Source organism: Microvirga arsenatis (genome assembly GCF_009910705.1).
GTDB classification, from domain to species: Bacteria; Pseudomonadota; Alphaproteobacteria; order Rhizobiales; family Beijerinckiaceae; genus Microvirga; species Microvirga arsenatis.
Window position 1 is genome coordinate 1 of the sequence record NZ_JAAAXJ010000034.1, and the last position, 21,506, is coordinate 21,506.

The 21,506-nt window shown below is 61.1% G+C and carries 19 protein-coding genes and 2 pseudogenes; 14 read left to right on the forward strand and 7 right to left on the reverse strand.

Annotated features, from left to right (window positions below; all coding sequences use genetic code 11):
- Positions 1-943: 943 nt before the first annotated feature.
- Positions 944-1,414 (forward strand): opioid growth factor receptor-related protein, encoded by a 471-nt coding sequence (locus tag GR303_RS23350; protein WP_161726771.1) that lies wholly within the window; start codon positions 944-946, stop codon positions 1,412-1,414.
- Positions 1,415-1,529: 115 nt separating this feature from the next.
- Here the strand turns inward: GR303_RS23350 and GR303_RS23355 are convergent, their stop codons facing one another.
- A complete protein-coding gene (locus GR303_RS23355; protein WP_201752207.1) occupies positions 1,530-2,030 on the reverse strand; it encodes a hypothetical protein in 501 nt (166 codons plus the stop codon).
- 371 nt (positions 2,031-2,401) lie between these two features.
- On the opposite strand from GR303_RS23355, the gene GR303_RS23360 reads away from it, so the two are divergent.
- On the forward strand, positions 2,402-2,602 hold the full coding sequence (locus tag GR303_RS23360; RefSeq protein WP_161726769.1) for a hypothetical protein: 201 nt from the start codon (positions 2,402-2,404) through the stop codon (positions 2,600-2,602).
- 4 nt (positions 2,603-2,606) lie between these two features.
- On the opposite strand, the gene GR303_RS23365 is transcribed toward GR303_RS23360, so the two are convergent.
- On the reverse strand, positions 2,607-2,918 hold the full coding sequence (locus GR303_RS23365; RefSeq protein WP_161726767.1) for a hypothetical protein: 312 nt from the start codon (positions 2,916-2,918) through the stop codon (positions 2,607-2,609).
- 252 nt (positions 2,919-3,170) lie between these two features.
- Between GR303_RS23365 and GR303_RS24455 the strand changes: the two are divergent.
- The 6 genes and pseudogenes from GR303_RS24455 to GR303_RS23390 all read left to right on the forward strand — a co-directional run.
- A pseudogene (locus tag GR303_RS24455) lies at positions 3,171-3,345 on the forward strand (IS6 family transposase); the annotation flags it as partial.
- Between the two features lie 197 nt (positions 3,346-3,542).
- The gene (locus tag GR303_RS23370; protein WP_161726765.1) at positions 3,543-4,292 is read left to right on the forward strand and encodes an ImuA family protein; all 750 of its coding nucleotides are present in this window, start codon (positions 3,543-3,545) and stop codon (positions 4,290-4,292) included.
- Positions 4,210-5,709 carry a Y-family DNA polymerase gene (locus GR303_RS23375; RefSeq protein ID WP_161726763.1) on the forward strand — a complete coding sequence of 500 codons (1,500 nt, stop codon included), beginning with the start codon at positions 4,210-4,212 and terminating at the stop codon, positions 5,707-5,709. Before GR303_RS23370 ends, GR303_RS23375 begins: the two co-directional genes overlap by 83 nt.
- Positions 5,710-5,725: 16 nt before the next feature.
- Positions 5,726-8,980, forward strand: coding sequence for an error-prone DNA polymerase (locus tag GR303_RS23380; RefSeq protein ID WP_161726762.1), 3,255 nt, complete (start codon positions 5,726-5,728; stop codon positions 8,978-8,980).
- Between the two features lie 204 nt (positions 8,981-9,184).
- Positions 9,185-9,460 carry a type II toxin-antitoxin system Phd/YefM family antitoxin gene (locus GR303_RS23385; protein ID WP_161726760.1) on the forward strand — a complete coding sequence of 92 codons (276 nt, stop codon included), beginning with the start codon at positions 9,185-9,187 and terminating at the stop codon, positions 9,458-9,460.
- Entirely contained in the window at positions 9,460-9,684 is a 225-nt protein-coding gene (locus GR303_RS23390) for a type II toxin-antitoxin system RelE/ParE family toxin (protein WP_201752208.1), read from the forward strand. Before GR303_RS23385 ends, GR303_RS23390 begins: the two co-directional genes overlap by 1 nt.
- A gap of 498 nt (positions 9,685-10,182) precedes the next feature.
- Here GR303_RS23390 and GR303_RS23395 read toward each other — a convergent pair whose 3' ends face one another.
- Together GR303_RS23395 and GR303_RS23400 are read right to left on the reverse strand one after the other, a co-directional pair.
- Positions 10,183-10,554: a type II toxin-antitoxin system PemK/MazF family toxin gene (locus tag GR303_RS23395; RefSeq protein ID WP_161726758.1), complete on the reverse strand. Its 372-nt coding sequence runs from the start codon at positions 10,552-10,554 to the stop codon at positions 10,183-10,185.
- Positions 10,541-10,786: an AbrB/MazE/SpoVT family DNA-binding domain-containing protein gene (locus tag GR303_RS23400; protein WP_161726756.1), complete on the reverse strand. Its 246-nt coding sequence runs from the start codon at positions 10,784-10,786 to the stop codon at positions 10,541-10,543. The genes GR303_RS23395 and GR303_RS23400 overlap by 14 nt, the downstream gene beginning before the upstream one ends.
- Positions 10,787-11,054: 268 nt before the next feature.
- Here GR303_RS23400 and GR303_RS25365 point away from each other — a divergent pair.
- Positions 11,055-11,147: pseudogene (locus tag GR303_RS25365) on the forward strand (IS6 family transposase); the annotation flags it as partial.
- On the opposite strand, the gene GR303_RS23410 reads toward GR303_RS25365, so the two are convergent.
- Together GR303_RS23410 and GR303_RS23415 are read right to left on the reverse strand one after the other, a co-directional pair.
- Positions 11,117-12,739: an acyl-CoA synthetase gene (locus GR303_RS23410; RefSeq protein ID WP_161726755.1), complete on the reverse strand. Its 1,623-nt coding sequence runs from the start codon at positions 12,737-12,739 to the stop codon at positions 11,117-11,119. The pseudogene GR303_RS25365 and the gene GR303_RS23410 sit on opposite strands and share 31 nt — an antisense overlap.
- A 40-nt stretch (positions 12,740-12,779) precedes the next feature.
- Entirely contained in the window at positions 12,780-13,589 is an 810-nt protein-coding gene (locus GR303_RS23415; RefSeq protein WP_161726753.1) for an IclR family transcriptional regulator, read from the reverse strand.
- Positions 13,590-13,948: 359 nt separating this feature from the next.
- On the opposite strand from GR303_RS23415, the gene GR303_RS23420 reads away from it, so the two are divergent.
- The 5 genes from GR303_RS23420 to GR303_RS23440 all read left to right on the forward strand — a co-directional run bounded on the left by GR303_RS23420 (position 13,949) and on the right by GR303_RS23440 (position 19,580).
- Positions 13,949-15,817: a TRAP transporter large permease gene (locus GR303_RS23420; RefSeq protein ID WP_161726751.1), complete on the forward strand. Its 1,869-nt coding sequence runs from the start codon at positions 13,949-13,951 to the stop codon at positions 15,815-15,817.
- 52 nt (positions 15,818-15,869) lie between these two features.
- On the forward strand, positions 15,870-16,880 hold the full coding sequence (locus tag GR303_RS23425; RefSeq protein ID WP_161726749.1) for a TRAP transporter substrate-binding protein: 1,011 nt from the start codon (positions 15,870-15,872) through the stop codon (positions 16,878-16,880).
- Between the two features lie 91 nt (positions 16,881-16,971).
- Complete coding sequence (locus tag GR303_RS23430; RefSeq protein ID WP_161726747.1) at positions 16,972-17,775, forward strand: SDR family NAD(P)-dependent oxidoreductase; 804 nt, start codon at positions 16,972-16,974, stop codon at positions 17,773-17,775.
- A 12-nt stretch (positions 17,776-17,787) separates the two neighbouring features.
- Positions 17,788-18,669 (forward strand): alpha/beta fold hydrolase, encoded by an 882-nt coding sequence (locus GR303_RS23435; protein WP_161726745.1) that lies wholly within the window; start codon positions 17,788-17,790, stop codon positions 18,667-18,669.
- Positions 18,670-18,689: 20 nt separating this feature from the next.
- A complete protein-coding gene (locus GR303_RS23440; RefSeq protein WP_161726743.1) occupies positions 18,690-19,580 on the forward strand; it encodes a PCC domain-containing protein in 891 nt (296 codons plus the stop codon).
- 585 nt (positions 19,581-20,165) lie between these two features.
- Here GR303_RS23440 and GR303_RS23445 read toward each other — a convergent pair.
- Complete coding sequence (locus tag GR303_RS23445) at positions 20,166-21,167, reverse strand: 3'-5' exonuclease (protein WP_161726741.1); 1,002 nt, start codon at positions 21,165-21,167, stop codon at positions 20,166-20,168.
- Positions 21,168-21,506 lie beyond the last annotated feature (339 nt).

Below are 21,506 nucleotides of genomic sequence, written 5' to 3' on the forward strand. Positions count from 1 at the left end.
AGGGTCCGTCATGGCGTGGTCTCCAATGGGACCCTGGCGCTCCAACGCCCGAATCCCGTTTTGTGGGCTTCAACACCCGGAGACTACGCCACCCTCTCAAAAGTCCACCACATCCCAGACGGCACCACTTGGGTTACCACAAGGTCTTAGGAGGTCGATGCCGCCGGTCCTGAGGGTTGGCAGGTCAGGCCCACCCTTCTGGGCACCGCTTCCGCGTGGGAAGTGATTGTCGAGGAGAGGGCGACGAATGCTGATCGTCCGGGGACTAGGGGAGGGCGTTTTCCAGACCGATCCGTGTGCCGACAAGATCGATGGGCCTGGATGGTAACTTACGACGACGAGCCGCCGGGCAGCGCGCGGCGGAAGGGCAACTGACGCACATGCGTCAATACGGGCAGCATCAGAGATCCGAGGACCATCTTCCCACGCGCACAAGGTGCTGATAGAAAATTTAGCCTCATTCCAAAAGCTAAATGTTGTGTCGTTTCATTCGTTTGAACAAGATGAGCTGCACCGCAGGGTGAAAGACGCCGATGCCCGCCTCGCCCGTTATGAGAGGCTGAGCCAAATCGCACTTCTCCTGACCCTGCTCCTGGGCGCTGGTCTCTTGGCTCTGGTGAGCACGCAGATCTGGAGCATTCCGTAAAGCTTGGTCTCAATAACTGCATTGTGGAGGTGACGTGACCCTGCCCGCTCTACGCCCTGCGAACCGCCAAGCTGGGTATCGCGGCGCCAGGCAGATTTCTGGTTCTATCGATCGGCAACTGCGAGAACTCAGGGGGCAATTTGGGGCTCGTTTCAGGCCTCCCGGTCCTGAACACCGTTCGGCAACCGGTGAACTGCAGAAAGGGAAGGGGCCCTATTGAACATTCTTGCTCCCTCCGGACTAAGCCTAATCTGGTTCTCTTCCTGGCCCAGATGACAGTCAAAGGAGGATCGTTCTTTGTCCGAGGCTATAGCCGGCCCCCTGTACGCCTATCTCGCCGGACGCGGGCGCGACAGCCGTGGCCGGTCTGCTGCCGACGTGCTCGGATGGACCGATCAGCAGCTCGAGGACACCCATGACTACATCCAGTGGCTGTTTCCGCTGGCAATCCGCAGCGGGGCCCAGCCCGATGCTCCTGTGCTGACACCAGCTGAGATCCAGGCCATCCGCTCGGATCCCCGGGCAACCGGCACCCTCGAGCAGGCAACAGATCGAATGCTCCAGTTCTACCGCAATACACCTTGGTGGCTGACCTGGCAGGACCACAACCACCTGCGGATCACCCGCATCATCCGGAGCCTGAACCTGCTCGTTGGCCTCGAGACCGCCCGCCGCTTTCATGCGGACATCCTGGCGCTGCATGAGGCAGCGGGAGCCCCGGTAAACGCTCGCAGCCTGCGCTTCTGGCTTGAGGCAGCCGGGAGCTAACGTAGGCTCCAAAAGATTGCCTCCGAGCGAGCGCGAGGGGGCAGGAGGAGCGCCGGCGCCCCAGGGGGTGGTCGTCAGGCCTTGGGTGCTGTCGATCCCGAACCCGTAGAGAGCCTCATCGGCCCCGGCCTTGGTGACCGCTCTCAGGCTGCTTCCAGGGGATGTAAGAGATATAGCTGAACGTCAGGAACAGCAGGGACAGTGACTTCTGTGCAGCGATCTGCAATTCCTGAGGCTCCTTGGTGCGGGCATCGTATACGAGCTGGCAGCTCAGCCCTGTCTGATCCAGTTTCGTTTCCGCCCACATCAGCTCGACCGTAATCGCGCCAGGCGTATGTGTCACCACATAGCCGCCGATCCGGTGCGAGGCCGGTTCGTTGAGCGTGATCCTCTTCTCCTTGGACTCCTCGTCGACCTCGACGTTGCCAAGTCCGGCTGCATGTCCCCGGAAGCGGGAGCCCGGGCCTTTGAAAATCCCGCTGAACGAAAGCCGTGAACCGGGCGTGACCGGAATCAGGTCGATCAGGCGGCGCGCGTCATCCCGGGAGAAGGTTGAGCCATCTGCAACAAGGCGATCAATGATTGCGTTGGCCTCCAAGCGGGTCTGAACGTCCATCTGTGCTCCTGACTAAGTGCGCGATCCATAAGCATCAGTTCAAGGATTCTGACAAACGCTGGGAGTACACCGGCTCGGAAGGGCTGTGAATAACCTAGCCATCGGTGGCCTATTCGAATCCATAGGGCAACAAGAGCAGTGAAACTCTCGGCAACCCTGCCCCGACACAACAATTTGTTTCATGACAACCAATACAGACAAGGACGAAGACTTTGACCCCTTTGATCCGGAGATCTAAGGCTTCTTGCTCTCCTGAGAGAGGAAAGGGATGCAACAGGACCATGTTAGGGGACGCCAACCTGATCCGATCGATCAAGAGGTGAGGCTATGCGACAGTGATACTCAAGCAGCCCGCAGCCGACACTGATCACATGAGGGAATGGCTGTTACCAAGTGACATTCGCGACAGGATCGAGCAGGCTTATCTAGCCGATCCTGCGCACCTGATTACGGGCATCTACAGCGATGTCGCGCTTGGGATGCTCAAGGATCTGAAACACCAGCTGCGCCGACGCAGCACGATTTTTGACGTGGAGCCTTGTGGATCGGTACGCCCACGCGGTGCCGACTGAACTCTCAGTTCGACTTGTCCAGCCTGGCGCTGATTTCCGGCTCGACGAGGAGCACGCTGCCAAATCGGCGCTGGATTTCAGCGGCCGCAAACTCTGAGGCCTCAACCGTGATGCAGTGAGGATTACTGCTGCTCCTAATTCGCACGCCTGGAACCTCCCGGACCTGCTGCTCAGCCGTAGATGAACTCGTCCGAGCTTCCCATCTGGTGGTGACAACATAGGCCGTCATGTTCACCCTCCCATAAAGAGCACCCAGTTCAAAAATAGTGTTACGGATTCCGGCCGCAATACGGTCGCGCTGGCCATAGCGATCCATTTATCGGCAAAGTTAATATCGCTGGAGGAAAAGGCATCTGAAGGTAGATGTAGTCCTTCATTGCAATTGTTCTCCTTACTTTTGCAGCAAAAGGGCGGCGCAGCCGACTTCGACCGCTGTCGTCTTGAGTGGGTAGCCTGAGGCGTGTCAGAGTGGGATCTGTCGCAACAATCTGTCTCAAAGTTTCGATTGATCTTTCCTACGCTCAGCGCCGGAAGAGAGTGTTTCAAGGGCAGGCATTTTGATCAATCGATGATCCTGCTCTGCGTGTGGTGGTACTTGGCCTACAGCCTCAGTCTGTGAAATCTCGAGGAGATGATGGCGGAGCGCGGTGTTTAGGTCGATCCTGCGACGATCCATCGTTGGACAGCGCTACGCTCCGCTCCTTCGGGAAAAGTTCAACCGTCGCACGCGGGACGTCACCCGGAGCGTGTGTGCGAGCATGACGCACACGCCGCAGGTGCGACTTTGGCGGACGCCGTGCACAAGGCCATGCCGGTTGAATCTCGCCGTTTGGATCGTCCCCGTTATCCACAGGCCCGGGTCGGCAACCTGCGTTGACTCCCGGCGTTGGTCCATGTTCCTGCTTTGTTCTCTACTGTGGCAGAGAGGTCAGCATGGGTCATGGATGCCAGGCGCGAGGTCATCGAGAGCTTGCGGCGTCAGATCGAGCGGCTCCACAGCGGCTCGCGCCCGCGCAAAGCGTTGCCCTTCGGCGTAACGCCGATCGACGGCCATCTGCCGGCAAAGGGGCTAGCCTCGGGCGCTCTGCACGAGGTGATCGAGAGTGGCCCAGCCGCGGAGTTCGCCGGGGCGGCCACCCTGTTTGCGGCCGGCATTCTCGCCCGCCTGAAGGGGCCTGTCCTGTGGTGCCTGACGCGCCGGGATCTGTTCGCCCCAGGCCTCATGCAGGTGGGGCTTCACCCGAACCGGGTGATCTACGCGGAGACGGGCCGCGACGGCGATGTCCTGCCCCTGATTGAGGAAGGCCTGCACGAGAAGGGGCTCGGCGCCGTCGTCGGTGAGGTGACAAAGCTCGGCCTGACGGCATCCCGGCGCCTGCAACTGGCCGCCGAGGCCTCAGGCGTCACAGCCCTGGTGATCCGGCGCTGGTGGACGGTGGCGCAAAAGGACCTGACCCACGCTCCCACTGCTGCCCTGACCCGATGGCGCATCACCCCTGCGGTCTCCGATGACCTGCCGGCGCAAGGATTAGGGCGCGGCCGCTGGCAGGTTGAGCTCATGCGCTGCCGCGGCGCTGAACCCTGTTCCTGGATTGTGGAGGCCTGCGATGCGCAGGGTCGTCTCGCTTTACCTTCCAACCTGGCCCACAGATCGCATCCGGCGCAGGTTCGAGGGTCCGCCGGCGGATAAGCCGCTGGTCACCGTCACCACGGTGGGATCCCGTCGGATCATTGCATCCGCCTGCCAGACGGCCCGGCAATTGGGACTAATCGAGGGGATGGCAGTCGCCCAGGCTCAGGCCCTCGTCCCTGATCTGCACGTCATGGACGCGGATCCGGATGGCGAGGCGCAATCCCTGCTGGAGCTCGCCAAGTGGGCGATCCGGTTCTCGCCCGTGGTCGCACTCGACCCTCCTGACGGCCTCTGGATCGACATTGCCGGCGTCGAGCACCTGTTCGGCGGCGAAGAGGCGTTGCTCAAAACCCTGCTCGGGCGCCTGGAGAACAACGGCATTCACGCCCGTGCGGCCGTTGCCGATGTGCCGGGCGCTGCCTGGGCCGTGGCGCGGTACGGGAAGGGCGGGATTGTCCCGCCTGGCCGAGCGGTGGATGCGGTTTCCCCTCTGCCGGTGCAGGCCCTCCGGCTGCCCCCGCAAACAATCGGCGCCATGCACCGGCTCGGGGTCGAGCGGATCGGACAGCTGGCCGCCATGCCGCGGGCTCCCATGGTCCGCCGGTTCGGGCGTGAGGCCAGCCTGCGGCTCGATCAGGCGTTCGGCCATGCGGCCGAGCCGATCAGCCCGATCATTCCGGAAGAGACAACGGTGGCTACCCGCATCTTTGCCGAGCCGATCGCACGCCTGGAGGACCTGAAGCTGGTGGTGTGTCAGTTGTCCGAGGAGATCTGCCGGGCGCTCGCCAAACGAGGGGAGGGGGTCCGCCGGCTTGACCTGGTCTTCCGCCGCGTCGACGAGAGGGGCGCGGCCCTTCGGGCCGGCGCTGCCAAAGCCACGCGGGATCATAAGCATCTGGCAAGGCTGTTCGACGACAGGCTCGAGACGATCGATCCAGGCTTCGGCATCGAGGAAGTCGTGCTGATCGCCAGCCGGACGGAGCCTTTGGACGAGAACCAGATCGCGGCTCGCGGCTTGGACGAGGCAGAAGAGGAGGCCGACATCAGCCGCCTGGTCGACCGGCTGACAGCCCGGGTCGGAGTGGGTCAGGTGTATCGCCTGGCCCCGGTCGAAACCCTTGTTCCTGAGCGCATGGCCGAGAAGGTGCCGCCGCTGTCTCCTCCGGCGCGATCGGCCTGGCCCGACGGACTGCCGCGGCCGACACGGCTTCTCGATCCGCCGGAGCCGATCATCACGACGGCTCTGCTGCCCGACTATCCGCCGGCCGCCTTCATCTGGCGCCGGGTCCGCTACAAGGTGAACAAGGCCGACGGGCCGGAGCGCATCACCTCCGAATGGTGGCTCGGCGACCAGCACCGGACGATCCGGGATTACTACCGGCTCGAGACCGACAAGGGCGCCCGCTTCTGGGTGTTCCGGGACGCGCCCTTGAGCGAGGGCGGCCGCTGGTGGCTGCACGGGTTCTTCGCATGAGCGAAAGCCTGTTCGCATGACCGTGTATGCCGACCTGCAGGTCACCACCCACTTCTCGTTCCTGCGCGGAGCGTCCAGCCCAGCCGAACTGTTCGAGCAGGCCAAACGGCTCGGCATCGCAGCGCTGGGCATCACCGACCGCAGTTCACTGGCCGGGATCGTGCGCGCCTATGAGGCCGCGACGGACACCGGCGTGCGCCTCGTCGTCGGCTGCAGGCTCGACCTCACCGACGGCACATCACTGCTCGTTTATCCCACAGACCGCCCGGCCTATTCGCGCCTGTGCCGGCTGCTGAGCATCGGCAAGAGCCGGGGCGGCAAAGGCAAATGCTTCCTCACCTGGGACGATGTCGTTCAATGGAACCAGGGCCTGCTCGCGATCCTGTTGGGCGATGAGGCGAACGACACCCTGAAAGCCAACCTCTCTCGCATGAAGGCCACCTTCGGCAACCGCGCCTACATGGCCCTGATCCGGCGCTTTGCTCCGAACGAGCACCTCAGGCTCTATTACGTCGAGGAGGCTGCGAAGGCGGCAAGGGTGCCGACGGTCGCTGTGGGGGACATCCTCTATCATCATCCCGACCGGCGCCGCCTGCAGGACGTGGTCACCTGCATCCGGGAGGGTTGCACCATCGACACGGCCGGCTATCGCCTGGAGCGCAATTCCGACCGGCACCTCAAGGATCCCGCCGAGATGCAGCGTCTCTTCGAGCGCCATCCGGGAGCCTTCCAACGGATCCAAGAAATTCTGGACCGCTGTACGTTCTCGCTCGACGAGCTTCGGTATCAGTATCCGAGCGAGACCGGTCCGGGAGAGACAGCCCAGGAGAAACTCGAACGTCTCACCTGGGAGGGGGCTAACCGCCGCTATCCGGATGGCATCCCGGATCAGGTGGCAGGCACAATTCGGCACGAGCTCCACCTCATCGAGAAGCTCGAATACGCACCGTACTTCCTGACGGTGAACGCGATCGTCCAGTTCGCCCGGAGCCGGGGCATCCTGTGCCAGGGCAGGGGCTCGGCCGCCAACTCCGCCGTCTGTTACGTGCTCGGCATCACCTCGATCAAACCGACTGAGCATGATCTCCTGTTCGAGCGCTTCGTGTCCGAGGAACGGCGTGAGCCGCCGGACATCGATGTGGACTTCGAGCACGAGCGCCGGGAGGAGGTGATCCAGTGGATCTACGACACCTATGGCCGCCACAGGGCGGCCCTGACTGGCGTGGTGATCTGCTATCGCGCCCGTGGCGCGGTGCGCGAGGTCGGCAAGGTCATGGGCCTGCCCGGGGACGTGACCTCCTCTCTGGCCGGTCTCGTCTGGGGCTGGGGCAGGGACGGTGTCTCGGAGAAGGAAGCGCAGGAGCTCAACCTCAATCTGAACGATCCGCGCCTGCGGATGACGCTGGAGCTCGCCTCGGAGCTCATCGGAACCCCGCGCCATCTCTCGCAGCACCCGGGCGGCTTTGTGCTGACCCAGGATCGCCTCGACGACCTAGTGCCGATCGAGCCGGCCGCGATGGAGAACCGGCAGGTGATCGAGTGGGACAAGAACGACATCGACATCCTCAAGTTCATGAAGGTCGATGTGCTGGGCCTCGGCATGCTGGGCTGCCTACGCCGTGCCTTCGATCTCCTGCGCGAGCATAAGGGCGAGGATCGGGAGATTGCGACGATCCCGATGGACGATGCTCCTACTTACCGGATGATCCAACGGGCGGACACGGTCGGGGTGTTTCAGATCGAAAGCCGGGCCCAGATGGCGATGCTGCCGCGGATCCGACCAGCCAAATTTTACGATATCGTCATTCAGGTGGCGATCGTCAGGCCGGGGCCGATCCAGGGTGACATGGTGCACCCCTATCTGCGCCGGCGCGAAGGCCGCGAGAAGCCCGAGTATCCGCGGCCCGAGCTGAAGCGGGTCCTGGAGAAGACGTTGGGCGTACCGCTGTTCCAGGAACAGGCCATGCGGGTGGCGATCGAATGCGCCGGGTTCACGGCCTCCGAGGCCGATCAGCTCCGGCGGGCCATGGCGACGTTCAAGCTGACGGTCGGTGTCACCAAATTCCGCGACAAGCTGGTGCAGGGCATGGTGGCCCGCGGCTATGACGCCGAATTTGCCGAGAGAACCTTCAAGCAGCTCGAGGGCTTCGGCTCCTACGGTTTCCCAGAGAGCCATGCGGCATCATTCGCCAAGATCGCTTACGCCTCGTCCTGGATGAAGTGCCACCATCCGGATGTGTTCTGCTGCGCGATCCTGAACTCGCAGCCGATGGGCTTCTATGCCCCGGCCCAGCTGGTGCGGGATGCCCTCAACCATGGCGTCGAGATCCGGCCCGTCGACATCAACCACTCGCGCTGGGAATGCACCCTTGAGCCGACACGCCATCAGGGCCGCTTTGCCGTGCGGCTCGGCTTCTGTCTGGTGCGGGGTCTGGCGAATGCCGACGGCGGCATGATCCCGGTCGCCCGGGGCGATGAGCCGTATACGTCGATCGAGGACCTCTGGCGTCGGGCCGGACTATCCGTCTCGTCCCTCGAGCATCTGGCGGAGGCGGACGCGTTCGAATCGCTGAAGATCAACCGGCGGGATGCTCTGTGGGAGATCAAGGGATCGTCCGATGAGCCGCTGCCGCTGTTTGCGGCCGCGGACGCCCGTGAGAACACCATCAGGCCGGAGGGATACGAGCCCAAGGTCGAGCTCGCGCCCATGACGGAAGGCCGCGAGGTCGTGGAGGACTACCGTTCCAAGGGCCTCACGCTCCGGCAGCATCCTTTGGCCTTCCTGCGAGAAGAACTCACGGCCCGGAAGATCTGTAGTTGTGCCGATCTCCGTCAGGTGCGCGACGGGAGTAGGGTGGCCGTGGCAGGACTGGTTCTGGTGCGACAGAAGCCCGGCTCGGCCAAGGGGGTCATGTTCATGACGATCGAGGACGAGACTGATGTCGCCAACATCATCGTCTGGCCCTCGCTATTCGAGAAATATCGTCGCTTGATCCTGTCCTCGAACATGATTGGGGTCAGAGGGCGTTACCAGCGCGAGGGCGGGGTAACCCACCTGATCGCCGAGAACTTCGTCGACCTCTCGGATCTCCTGAGAAGCGTCAGCGTACGTGATGACTTCGCTATGCCGCACGGCCGCGGCGATGAGGCGAAGATCGGAACGCGTGACCGATTGAGGGCAGGGGCGAAGGAGGGATCTGAGGCAGGGGCTGCGGCTACATATGAGACAGAACAGATTGAGCTTCGGTTCAAGCCCCGGCACTTTCATTGAAATCAAAGCGTTTGGCATTAACCCCAACAAAAACACCATAAAGACGCATCGTGCGAATCTAGATTCGCCTCAAACTCCGTTTTGGGTGAATTCCATTCGCAACAAAGATTCCATGGGCTGAGCTGTGGAATGGATTCGGCGCCTCTTCGCGATAAGACCGTAAAAAGACTATATTCGGTCTTAAGCGATCGCCCAGATACCGCCATGCGCTACTCATCTCAATTCAAGCCAATCAGCTACCTCAAAGCCAGCACCGCAGACGTTCTGGCAGACCTTACCGAACGGCGGGAGCCGCTGGTCATCACACTAAACGGCGAAGCTAAAGCGGTGTTGCAGGGCGTTGCCACCTTCGAGCAAACCCAGGAAACGCTGGCTCTGCTGAAAATTCTAGCTCTGGGCAATCAGGACGTGGCCGCAGGTAAGACCAAGCCTGCGACTGATATCGTCGCTCGTTTGCGGGCCAAACGAGCCAGCACTTGATGGCAGACCCACCCGCTAAGTTCGAAGTCTTGCTCACCAAGGGGGCGGAGCAGGACCTGGAGTCGATCCACGACTACATCGCAGAGTTCGATTTCGTGGGCAGCGCCAATCGAGTGTTGGATGGGTTGATGAAAGCTGTGGAGAGCTTGTCATGCTTCCCGGAGCGCGGCATTTATCCCAGAGAACTGGTCACACTGGGCATTAAAGAATACCGGCAAACCTAGTTTAAACCATACCGTGTGATCTACCGCGTAACAAGGCAACAGGTCATCATCTACGTCATTGCAGATGGTCGACACGACATGCAGTCAGTATTAGCGCGCAGGCTGCTTGGGGTCTGAACCGACCGACAATCCGAGAACGGATTGCTTCCCATCGCCGGCTACCGGCCGCCTGCGCCTGTTACACAGGAGGCCGTCGCGCAACAGCTACCCACAGCCACAATCATGCAGTAGGCTCTCAACTCGCCTGGTCTAAAAATCCCGGTCAGGTCAGGCTCCCAGCGCCCTCCGCATAGGCCTTCCCAAACTGATGAATCATTTGCCCTTAGCTTCGAAACGAGTGCGTGGAAGTTTGAATCGGGTGTCCAGAACGAACCCGAGGCAATCCACGGCACTCTGTGCAAACGATTCAAAGCGACGTGCACTCCTTACAAAGAGTTGTAGTAATGAGGGGAATGCCATGAGGCAGACAGGAAGAGGAAAGCCGCCCGAAGGCGGCTTTTATGATTTGCAGTGCTCTTTCTTGATCCCAAGGACTGGAGCCAGCTTGGCCCTGACTTCTGCGAGGACCCCAGGGGGCGCCATCTCGATAAAGGCCGCTTTCCGGTCTGCCCAGGATGCGCTTTTCACATGGTCCGCAAGGATCACGCTTTCTTCCGCTCCCTTGATGCTCGCCTTGACCTCAAGGGGGTATCCCTTCACCTGCGAGGTTGCCGGGCACAGGACACACAGGCGGGTGACCTGATTGTACTTCCTGGGCGTCAAAACCAAAGCGGGGCGCCTGCCTGCTTGCTCGCGTCCCGCCTGGGGGTCAAAGTTCAACCAAATATAGTCGCCTTCGTCAGGGCAATAGGGCTCTTCAGGCGAACTCATTGCCAACCGCAGCACCCATGGAAACCTCACCGTGAAGATTATCTTCCGTCATGCCGGCAAGAAGTTCGTCTAGGGAGTAGACTGGGACATCCTGAACAGGCGCGACAATGAGCCTGCCGTCCAGGATGGTTACCTCTGCGGGCCGGCCTGGTGCAGCGTCTAGTTCCTGCGCGAAAGCATGGGGGATGCGCAAAGCGAGGCTATTACCCCACTGCGCGAAATGAACTCTCATTGTCATCCTCCCTCATCAAGATACGGAGCCGAGCTAGGTGTATCTACAATGAATATACAGTGTATTGCGTTCCATACAAGTTCTACAATGTAACATCTGCCAGCAGCTCCCTTGCTTGGTGTCAGCGCAAGATCTGATGGGCTAGACGCCCCCAACGGCCTCGGTATGCCAAAGTGGAGGATTGATAAGCACCACTTGAGGGAGGCGTCTATGGGCAATTTGTTTCAGAGTTTCAGCTAGTCCTCTGGGCTCAGCGACGGAGGGTAGCGTGTTCAAGGGCAGGCAATTCGATAAATCCGTGATCTTGCTCTGCGTTCGGTGGTATTTGGCTTATGATCTCAGTCTGCACAATCCTGAGGAAAGGTAACCTTTAGTCTCAAGTTCTTCACGAATGGCCTTCTTGGTGATCTTACCGTAGGCGGATTTCGGCAGGACATCCCAGAAGAATACGTGCTTAGGAAGCTTGTAGTGTGCGATCCTGCCGTCGAGCCAGGCAATGAGCTCGCCCTCGTCGAGAGTCTGATTCGGCCGCAGGGCACAGACGACTACGCCGACTTCGCCCCAGGTTCTGTCAGGCACGCCCAGCACTGCCACCTCGGCGACAGCCGGATGGGCGAGGATCTTCTCCTCGATCTCGCGGGGATAGATGTTGGAGCCTCCCGAGATGTACATGTCCGAGGCGCGCCCGGTGATGAACAGGAAACCTTCTTCGTCCATATGGCCAAGGTCGCCAGTTCTAAACCAGCCGTCCCGGAAGGCTGTCTGGTTGGCTTCCGGATTGTTGTAGTAACCTGCGAACACAGCCGGACCGCAAACGCAGATTTCGCCTGTCACGCCCGCCGGTACCTCACGTCCCTGATCGTCCTGGATCGAGACCTGCATGCCCGTGCGCTCGTAGCCGCAGGTTCCCACCTTCACATCAGGTCTGTCCTCCAGATCGTGGAGCGCGGGGGGCAGCACGGTGATGTTGCCGGTGACCTCGCCGAGGCCGAAATACTGCACCAGCACCTTTCCGAGTTTCCTCAGCGCGTGCTTCTGGTCCTCCCGGTACATGGGAGCGCCGGCATAGATCACATAGCGCAGGGAGGAGTGATCGTACGCGTCCACCGAGGGGTGCTCGGTCAGGAGCTTCAGGATGGTCGGCACCGTAAACATGCTCGTGATGCGCCACCTCGCCACCAGGCTCCAGGCCTCGTCGACGTCGAAGCGTTCACCCGACAGCAGCACCGTCTTGGCAGCCCGCGCGACCTGCACGAGCTGATGAACGCCAGCACCATGGGACAGGGGCGTCACCACCAGGGATGCGTCGGCGTTCGTGGTGCCTGGCATCAGGTCGCAGAGATGATTGGTGATCACGAAAGCCATCTGGCCGTGGGTCAGAACAGCGGCCTTGGGTCGCCCTGTCGTTCCAGAGGTGAAGAAGAACCAGCAGGGATCGTCATGCTCCACCGCCGCTTCCGGCGCCGACTGCCCACTGTGGCGTTCGATGAGATCATCGTAGTTTTCGCCAAAGCTCGAGCGTCCGATAGAGATCACAAAGCGGACATCAGGCGCCGCTTCACGGATGGTCTCGGCATGTTCGGGAAAGTCGCTGTGGCAGATCATGGCTGAAGCGCCGCTCGCTTGGGCCAGGTAAGCAACCTCGTCCGGCGTCTGCCGGAAGTTCGTCGGCACCCAGACGGCGCCGAGCCGGAAGCAGGAGAACATCGACTCGAACATCTGGTTGCAGTTCTTGGACTGCACCAGCACCCGGTCGCCTTTCCTGATGCCCTTTGCCGCAAGTGCCGCCGCCATGGCATCGACACGCCGGTCGAGCTCAGCCCAGCTCCAAATGCACTCACCCCAGACGAACCCGATTTCGGCGCCGTGCCGGCGTGCAGCCTGACGCAGGATGTGGGACAGATTCATGACCCGCTTCGTCGCAGGTGTGATCAGGGAAGGGATGCTGTTCATGGGACTCGTTCCGAAGGGACGGGGCGATGGACGGTCATGGTCAGGCGCCCGCAGGGAAGAACATCTTGCGAAGTCTGCTCTCGATGCTTTCGACCTCGGTTCTGAGATAACGGACGAGCTCTGTCTGCCGTCCGGCGCCCATGCGGCTGTCGATGGCCGCGAGGCTCAGCGCACCTGCGATGCGCCCGTCCGGGAACCTAATCGCAAGGCCGAGGCCCCAGGAACCGGCAACGATCCGGCCGGGATTGAGCGCATAGCCCTGACGGCGCGTTGCCGCGATATCGTCACGGATCTGCTCCACCGGATAATATGCGTATTGGCTTTCGAGAACCTTCCTGTTTGCGGCGAGGATGGTCTCCACCTCATGGTCATTGAGGGAAGCCAGCATGGCGAGCGAACCGGCGCCGATGCCGAGAGGATGCTGGTTTCCAGCCTGAAGGGCGTGAGTACGCACGGGATAGGTGCCTTCCTCCCGGTGCAAGCACACGGCGAAATTACCGCGCCTGACGGACAGAAAGCTCGTGTCCATGGTGATGTCGGAGAGATTGCGCAGGCTCTCAAGTGAAAGCTCGAGCAGGCCGTGACGACGCGATGCGAGAGTGCCGAGCACATAGGCTTCCTCGCCCAAATAATACCGGCGTGTCCGCGCCTCCTGCTCAACGAGGCCGGCGCGGATCAGCGCAAGGAGCAGTCGACGCGCCGTCGGTTTGTTGAGGCCGCTCTCCTCGACGATGTCGCTCAGCTGCGCGCCGCGTTCCGCTTCACGTCCGACGAGTGCCAGCAGGCGCAGGGCTCTGTCCACACTCTGGGACCCTGACAGATCTCCGGTCGACAGCGAGGCATCATCCATGGTGCATATCCAACGTCGGTCCACATGGTGGACCGGACTTTCCGGTTTCTATCCTTGCGCAGAGGCTAAATTGCTTCGCACTGTGTTGCAATGGTTTGTAAGACGTGTATCTTTTCTCCGGAATTCGCGAAACAAAGATCCATAAGATGGACCTGTCGCAGGGCATTGATTGCTGTTGTAGCAGGAGCGGAGGAGGCAGGATGATTGTTGAGGGCACCGGCATAAGCTCTCTCAACCTTGCCTGCAGGCGGTGCCAGCGCCTCCAAGCGGAGCGTGAGATGTCGTGCCGCAATCGCATCCGGCCATTCTCGAGCAGTAGGACGCGCTGACGTGCGGCGTGATTGAGCATGGAGAGCAACATGGCTGCCGCCAGCGACACCGTCGCCCCGCTTTCAAACGTCGACGACGTCGCTGCGCCGCGCATTGGGGCTTTGCTGATCCGTCCGATCGAAGCGGTTTCGGCGCTGCTCCTCTGCGTCATCATCGTGCTGCTTCTGACGGGCGTCGCCTCCCGTTACGTGTTCTCCTATCCGGTGGTTTGGATCGATGAAGTGGCGTCGATCTCGTTCCTGTGGCTTGCCATGCTGGGCTCGGCCATCGCTATCGACCGGAACGAGCATCTCAGGCTGACGCTCTTCACCGGAATGATCCCGAGGAGGTTGCAGGAGTTCGTTCATACTCTCGGGCTCGTTCTCACCGCGACATTCCTGCTCGTCATGCTGCAGCCTGCTGTCGAATACGTGATGGAGGAATGGTATGTCACGTCGGCAGCCCTCAATATTCCCAACAGCTTCCGCGTTTCGGCCATAGCCTTCGGCATCTTCGCCATGCTGGGCTTTATCGTGTCGCATGCGGTGAAGGCCTCGACCCTTCGTGACCTCGCCGTGTCGGTAGTCTTCGTCGCAGCGATCGTGGGCATGCTCTGGCTGCTCTCGCCGACGTTGCTGAGACTCGGCAACCTCAACATTCTTATCTTCCTCGTCGGGGTCGTGGCCCTGTGCCTCGTCATGGGCGTGCCGATCGCATTCTGTTTCGGCATCGGCACCCTGGCGTTCCTGGCCTTCAGCACCCGCGTTCCGATCTTCGTCATGATCGGCCGCATGGACGAGGGGATGTCGAGCATCATCCTTCTATCGGTGCCGATCTTTGTGTTCCTCGGCTGCATTCTGGACGCGACAGGCATGGGCAAGGCCATCGTCGACTTCCTTGCCTCGCTCCTGGGGCACGTGAAGGCCGGCATGTCCTATGTGCTGCTCGGCTCGCTCTTCCTGGTTTCCGGCATCTCGGGTTCGAAGGTTTCCGATATGGCGACGGTCGCTCCAGCCCTGTTCCCGGAGATGAAGCGGCGCGGGCACAAGCCGAAGGAGATGATCGCGCTGCTGGCGACGGGTGCGGCCATGGCCGATACCGTTCCTCCGAGCATCGTCCTGATCGTTCTCGGATCGGTCGCCGGGGTCTCCATTGCCGGATTGTTCACGAGCGGCTTCGTTGTCGCCATGGTGCTGCTCGCCGTGCTTGCGGCCCTCGCGCGCATGAAGGCGTCCGGCGAGCGCCTCGGCGACGTGCGACGCGCGCCCTTTCAGACCATGTGGCGCACGATACTCATCGCTGCCCCGGCGCTGGTGCTGCCGTTCATCATCCGAAGTGCGGTTGGCGGGGGCATCGCGACGGCGACCGAGGTCTCCACGATCGCGGTCCTCTACGCCCTTATCATCGGCATCTTTCTCTATGGCGGCATTGGGCTGCGCAACTGCTACGATATGCTCGTGGAGACGGCGGCGCTGAGCGGCGCGATCCTGCTGATCCTCGGCACGGCGCTTGCCATGGCGTGGGCGCTCACCCAGACAGGATTCGCCCAGCAGCTCGCAGCCTACATGGCAGGCCTGCCCGGCGGCTGGATCATCTTCATGGCCATGAGCATCGTGGTCTTTCTGATCCTCGGCTGCGTGCTTGAAGGTCTTCCCGCCATCGTCCTCATGGCCCCGCTCATGTTCCCGATCGCCAAGAACCTGGGCATCAACGACGTTCATTATTCCATGGTCGTCGTGACGGCGATGAATATCGGCCTGATGGCACCTCCCATCGGCATCGGTTTCTACATCGCCTGCAAGATCGGCAACGTCCCGCCCGATGAGGCCATGGGAGCCATCTGGCCCTACATCCTGGCGCTGCTCGTCGGCCTCGTGCTGATCGCCGCGATCCCAGGCATTTCCACCGCCTTCCTGTGACACGGGAGCCCACCGCAAGCCGCCTACCACAACAAGCATGAGGGAGAGAAACATGATCATTTCACGCCGCACCCTGCTGCAGGGCGCCGCCTCAGCCGCGATGGTCAACAGCTTTGGAGTTCGTGCCCAATCGGCCGAGTTCACCTACAAATACGCCAACAATCTGCCGGTCACACACCCGATGAACCTGCGCGCGAAGGAAGCGGCCGACAGGATCAAGCAGGAGACCGGCGGGCGAGTCGAGATCCAGATTTTCCCCAACAACCAACTCGGCTCCGACACCGACATGCTGAGCCAGGTCCGGTCGGGCGGCGTCGAGTTCTTCACCCTGTCGCCTCTGATCCTGTCCACGCTCGTACCAAACGCCTCGATCAGCGGCATCGGCTTCGCCTTCCCGAACTACGACAGCGTCTGGAAGGCCATGGACGGCGAACTCGGCGCCTATGTACGCGGCCAGATCGCCAAGGCAAACCTGGTCGTGATGGACAAGATCTGGGACAATGGCTTCCGCCAGACTACGAGCTCGAGCAAGCCGATCCAGACGCCCGACGACTTGAAGGGCTTCAAGATCCGCGTGCCGGTAAGCCCGCTCTGGACCTCCATGTTCACGGCATTCGGCTCGGCTCCGGCCAGCATCAACTTTGCCGAGGTCTATACCGCACTGCAGACCAAGGTGGTCGATGGGCAGGAGAACCCGCTCGCCATCATATCGACAGCAAAGCTCTTCGAGGTGCAGAAGTTCGTCTCCATGACCAATCACATGTGGGACGGGTTCTGGTTTCTGGCCAATCGCCGGGCGTGGGAGCGGCTGCCTGAGGACCTGCGCCCAATCGTGGCCAAGCATCTCAACGAGGCGGCGGTTGCTGAGCGGGCGGACGTGGCAAAGCTCAATGCCGGCCTAAAAGACGAGTTGGTCTCCAAAGGAATGCAGTTCAACGATCCAGATCCAGCGCTCTTCCGCGAGACGCTGCGCAAGGCCGGCTTCTATGCAGAATGGAAGAAGAAGTATGGCGACGAGGCCTGGGCCATCCTGGAGAAGGCCGTCGGCAGCAGCCTGACCTGATCCACTGCCTGATCCCATCCTCGCGACCGGCGGATCCCGCCGGTCGCACGCTGTTTCCTGCAGAGCGTGCATGGACGCGCTGGAGAGCTTCATGGTCGACCGTCTGAAGGGGAAAGCGGCCATTGTTTTTGGGGCGGGATCCTCGGGAGACGGCTGGGGCAACGGTAAGGCTGCGGCCGTTGCCTATGCCCGTGAGGGAGCCCGGGTCGTTTGTGTCGATCTCGTCCATGCGGCGGCGGAGGAAACAGCATCGATCATCGCACAGGAAGGCGGAGAGGCTGTCGCGGTTGCTGCCGACGTTACTGACACGACTTCGGTTGCTGCGGCGGTTGCTCAGGCGGTCACCGCCTTCGAGCGCATCGATGTCCTGCACAACAACGTGGGCGTGACTCATATGGGCGGGCCCGTCGAGCTGACGGAGGAGCAGTTCGAGGCTGCGCTGACGCTCACTATCGGCCCTATTTACCGCACGGCCAAGGCCGTGATCCCGCACATGCTGCAGCACGGAGGAGGTGCCATCGTCAACATCTCTTCCCTCGCCGCGATCCGCTGGACCGGCTATCCCTATTTCGCTTACTACGCCACCAAGGCGGCCGTGAACCAGGCGACGGTGGCGCTCGCGATGCAGTATGCCCGCCAGGGCATACGCGCCAACTGCATCATGCCGGGTCTAATCGATACGCCGCTGATCTACCGCCAGATCTCCGGACAATATGCCTCCGTCGAGGCTATGGTGGCGGAGCGCAACGCGGCCGTGCCCATGGGCCGGATGGGCACGGCCTGGGACGTGGCCCACGCGGCAGTCTTTCTCGCGTCCGACGAAGCGCAGTTCATCACGGGCGTCTGCCTTCCGGTGGATGGCGGGCAGAGCTGCGCCGTCTCCGAGTTTCGGTGAGGATAAGGTTCGATGGCATATGCAACCACGAGCGACGGCATTCGACTCTTCTACGAACCCGCCGGAACGGGTACGCCCATCATCTTCGTACATGAATTCAGCGGGAATCACTGGAGCGGGAAGCCGCAGGTCGGCTACTTCTCGCGCCGGCATCCTTGCGTCACCTTCTCCGCCCGAGGCTATAGGCCGTCGGACGTTTCCGAGGATGTGGAGAAGTACACCCAGGCGCGTTCGGCCGATGACATCATCGACATCATGAACGCGGCTGGAATCGAGAAGGCCCATGTGCTCGGCCTCTCCATGAGGGCGTTCGCCTGTCTTCATGCTGCCCTGCGTTATCCCGACCGTATCCGCTCCGCTGTTGTTGCAGGAGGGGGATACGGCTCCGAGAAGGAGCACCAGGGGTTATTCCGCCGCATTTCCGAGCAGGTGGCGCGACGTTTCGAGGAGCGCGGCGCGCGGGCTTTTGCCCCCGTCTACAGGGAGAGCGCCTCACGTGTGCAGCTTCAGGAGAAGGATCCACGAGGGTGGCAGCTCTTCGTGGAGCGGATGGCGCAGCATTCCGACAAGGGTGCCGCCAACACCATGCGCGGCGCGCAGATGCGGCGGCCCCCGCTCTACGGCCTTGAGGCCGAGTTGGCAGCTCTCGAAGTTCCGCTGCTCGTGGTGGTCGGCGATGAGGACGATCACTCGATTCAGCCGGGCATCTTCCTGAAGCGGACGGCGCCGCGCTCCGGCCTCGCCAGGCTTCCGAAATCCGGTCACACCTTGAACTTGGAGGAACCGGTGCTGTTCAACCAGCTCCTGACCGAATTTCTTACACGGGTGGGAGCAGGACGCTGGGGAGTGCGGGACGCGCGCGCCGATCCAAAGCAGATCATGCGGGCGGACTAGAGCTTCGGGAGGAGGTCATCATGAGGCGCATTGATCATCCGGGTCCGGCTGCTGCGGAACGTTATGTTGCCGTGCCCGGCATGGCGGTGCCAATCCGCTACGTGCTGCAGCCAAATCTGACGGTCGATAAAGCTGTTGCCGCGTGCATGAGGGAAGTTGGTTGCATCGGCGGCATTATGGAATTCCGGGGTGGTCGTTGCGAACCGTTCCGGTACGTGATGCCTGCCGCGTCCTCCGACCCGCGCTACGTCGCTTGGTATAGCGAGACTTACGAACCGGTGGGATCGGTGGATGTAACGCGCGCCTGCGCTATCATCGGCGTGCGGGACGGAAAGACATTCCTCCATTGTCATGGCGTCTGGGATACCGCCGAGGGACAGCGGATGGGCCACATGCTCGCTCCTTTGTCCAGGGTCGCGGAGCCTATCGAGGTGACGGGCATCGGCTTCAGGGACGCGACCTTCGAGGCCATGCCCGATACGGAGACGAACTTCACCCTCTTCGAGCCGGTATGCCGTGTTGAAGTGGACTCCTCAAAGACAGATGCTCGCGTGTTGCTTGCGAAGGTGCGTCCCAATCAGGATATCAGCCTCTCCATCGAGGAGATCTGTCTGCGGCACGGGATCGCAAGGGCCCAGATCTATGGCATCGGCAGTCTGAATGGTGTGCGCTTCGTCGATGGAACGCGGGTGGCCTCACATGCCACCGAGGTACTGATCCGCGCAGGCAACTTTGAGAGTGAGAACAGGCAGGGGCGGGCACGGCTTACAATCGACGTCGTCGATATGGATGGAGAGATCTCTTCCGGGGAAATCACCCGCGGCGACAATCCTGTATGCGTCACCTTCGAGCTAGTGATTGAGGAAGCCATCGTTGAAACGCCCGTTGCGGCTTTCATTTCTAGACTTTGAGGATCCTTGCAAGTAACAGCTTCTCCAGCTTGCATTGTAAGCAGTGATAATTGTTGAATATCGCGAAATTTTCGGAGATCGATGTGGAACGGACCTCCCATTGATACCAACACCAACATGCTGCTGCGAACTGGTAGCAGCATGCGACCTTTGCATCGGACTTTAGAGATAAGCTGTCGACAGCGTCGTACGTCAACACCAAGATAACTCCTCTGCGCGGGCGCTCCCTCCGAGGTAAGCGGCTGGGCATGAGAGCTCCTTTCGGACACTGGACAACCCATACCTTCGTGGCTGGGCCACCGCGCAACCAGCTGAAGGCCTCATGGGTGATCGTTGATCCAATCGCCTTGCGTTTAAGGAGTACAACGAGATCTCACGCTCAATGAGCTCAAACGACGTATTCTGGGCGAGAATAAGCACGTCGACGCGTCCCAGGCTGAGAACGGGCCGAGGGCTGATATCTCTCGCTTGACTTGCGCCAACGCCGGCGAATGTAGTGTGAAGAGCAGCAACAGGCGTATTACGAGAGGACAATGTAATATTAAGTATACTTTCAGACTGCTCAAGTAAAAGACGTCCGGACCGTTACACAAGGCGGAACCGTTCATAAGCTGTGACCTTCTGAAGGACTGGCTTGATCGATGAACGGTAGATTTCCGCCTGCAGAAAGCGGAGTTCATCCGAATAGGCTTCCTCGGGAATTTCCGTCCACCAAGCTTTCGGGCGCCCGTCCGCTCCGTTGTTCCAGCGGTAGCCGCGCTGTTTCAGACAGTCCTTCATGTCGAACGGAGCACCATCGGCCCAGATCCGGATTGTGGTCTTTCGGGCAGCCGCGAGAAGGTGACCGAAGGGGAGGGTGCCGCCCTCAGGGAGGGGACGAGCAAGCACCTCAAGAAGCGCCTGGCAGTCGTCGACAGCTCGATGCCCCTGATGGAAATAGCCGCATTGGCCGATCAAGTATCCAAGCTTGGATCCTTCGAAACCAAAGGCTGCCCAGGGCACCTCGGAGTTGGAGCAGGCCCAAGCCTTGCCCGCGAACCCTCGGGTGAGGTGCTCGCAGAACGGCCGGTCAAAAATGGCGTTATGAGCAATGACCAAATCCGCCGGGGCAATGAACTGCTCGACGGCCTCCAAGTCCATGACCTGGCCCAGGACCATCTCCGGCGTGATCCTGTGGACCTTCATGCTTTCGGGGCTGATCGGAACGCTGGGTTCACGGAGGGCTCCGAACGTGCCGATGACGTCCCGCACCTGGCCCTCGACATGATAGATAAAGGCAATCATGCCGAGCTCGATGACCTCGTCCTTGGCTTTGTCGAGGCCTGTGGTCTCCGTATCGACGATTAACCCGATCTTCTCTCCCTCAAGCAACGGCCGCGACGGGAGGACAGGACGGGGTTTCAGGCGGCGAAGGATCCGAAAGTCGCCGGAGGCCTCGAGCGCATGAGCGGCATTCTCATAATCGGCAGGGGCGAGGTGGAAAGAGGGCGCCAGGTGGGGGACTATGATGGGATCAGTCGCCGGAGGCATGATCGGCGTGTTAGTAGCCGCTGGTCTTGCGAACAGATCCCCTTGTCCCGTTGTCATGACAACTCCGCTTCCTCAACAGAAGCATCAAGACACAGTTGGGCTGGAATTAAATCCCTCTCCAGCGTGAGGCGGCTTTTGCCTCCTGGTATTCCACAGAATCCTCAAGCCATATTCGGACCAAGGCGTGATTTGATGAACCGTCCGAGTCCTAGTACGTGGATGATAGTAATGAACTTTTGCTTCATTCTTATTGGTTAGGGGGTGTCGATGAGCTATGACGGATTTTGGGTGACGAGGCTGATCAGGCGACGTTGTGTGATGGCATCGTTGTAATCTCGGCGCCGTCCTGGAATCTGACACCGGCGATCACCTTCGGCAACTGGTTTTCGCCCATCA

What these genes read in the sequence shown, in the direction of transcription:
- GR303_RS23355 (WP_201752207.1), bottom strand. Translation starts at nt 2,030, where the DNA reads ATGGACGTTCAGACCCGCTTGGAGGCCAACGCAATCATTGATCGCCTT.
- GR303_RS23360 (WP_161726769.1), top strand. Translation starts at nt 2,402, where the DNA reads ATGAGGGAATGGCTGTTACCAAGTGACATTCGCGACAGGATCGAGCAG.
- GR303_RS23365 (WP_161726767.1), bottom strand. Translation starts at nt 2,918, where the DNA reads ATGGATCGCTATGGCCAGCGCGACCGTATTGCGGCCGGAATCCGTAAC.
- GR303_RS23370 (WP_161726765.1), top strand. Translation starts at nt 3,543, where the DNA reads ATGGATGCCAGGCGCGAGGTCATCGAGAGCTTGCGGCGTCAGATCGAG.
- GR303_RS23375 (WP_161726763.1), top strand. Translation starts at nt 4,210, where the DNA reads ATGCGCAGGGTCGTCTCGCTTTACCTTCCAACCTGGCCCACAGATCGC.
- GR303_RS23380 (WP_161726762.1), top strand. Translation starts at nt 5,726, where the DNA reads ATGACCGTGTATGCCGACCTGCAGGTCACCACCCACTTCTCGTTCCTG.
- GR303_RS23385 (WP_161726760.1), top strand. Translation starts at nt 9,185, where the DNA reads ATGCGCTACTCATCTCAATTCAAGCCAATCAGCTACCTCAAAGCCAGC.
- GR303_RS23390 (WP_201752208.1), top strand. Translation starts at nt 9,460, where the DNA reads ATGGCAGACCCACCCGCTAAGTTCGAAGTCTTGCTCACCAAGGGGGCG.
- GR303_RS23395 (WP_161726758.1), bottom strand. Translation starts at nt 10,554, where the DNA reads ATGAGTTCGCCTGAAGAGCCCTATTGCCCTGACGAAGGCGACTATATT.
- GR303_RS23400 (WP_161726756.1), bottom strand. Translation starts at nt 10,786, where the DNA reads ATGAGAGTTCATTTCGCGCAGTGGGGTAATAGCCTCGCTTTGCGCATC.
- GR303_RS23410 (WP_161726755.1), bottom strand. Translation starts at nt 12,739, where the DNA reads ATGAACAGCATCCCTTCCCTGATCACACCTGCGACGAAGCGGGTCATG.
- GR303_RS23415 (WP_161726753.1), bottom strand. Translation starts at nt 13,589, where the DNA reads ATGGATGATGCCTCGCTGTCGACCGGAGATCTGTCAGGGTCCCAGAGT.
- GR303_RS23420 (WP_161726751.1), top strand. Translation starts at nt 13,949, where the DNA reads ATGGCTGCCGCCAGCGACACCGTCGCCCCGCTTTCAAACGTCGACGAC.
- GR303_RS23425 (WP_161726749.1), top strand. Translation starts at nt 15,870, where the DNA reads ATGATCATTTCACGCCGCACCCTGCTGCAGGGCGCCGCCTCAGCCGCG.
- GR303_RS23430 (WP_161726747.1), top strand. Translation starts at nt 16,972, where the DNA reads ATGGTCGACCGTCTGAAGGGGAAAGCGGCCATTGTTTTTGGGGCGGGA.
- GR303_RS23435 (WP_161726745.1), top strand. Translation starts at nt 17,788, where the DNA reads ATGGCATATGCAACCACGAGCGACGGCATTCGACTCTTCTACGAACCC.
- GR303_RS23440 (WP_161726743.1), top strand. Translation starts at nt 18,690, where the DNA reads ATGAGGCGCATTGATCATCCGGGTCCGGCTGCTGCGGAACGTTATGTT.
- GR303_RS23445 (WP_161726741.1), bottom strand. Translation starts at nt 21,167, where the DNA reads ATGACAACGGGACAAGGGGATCTGTTCGCAAGACCAGCGGCTACTAAC.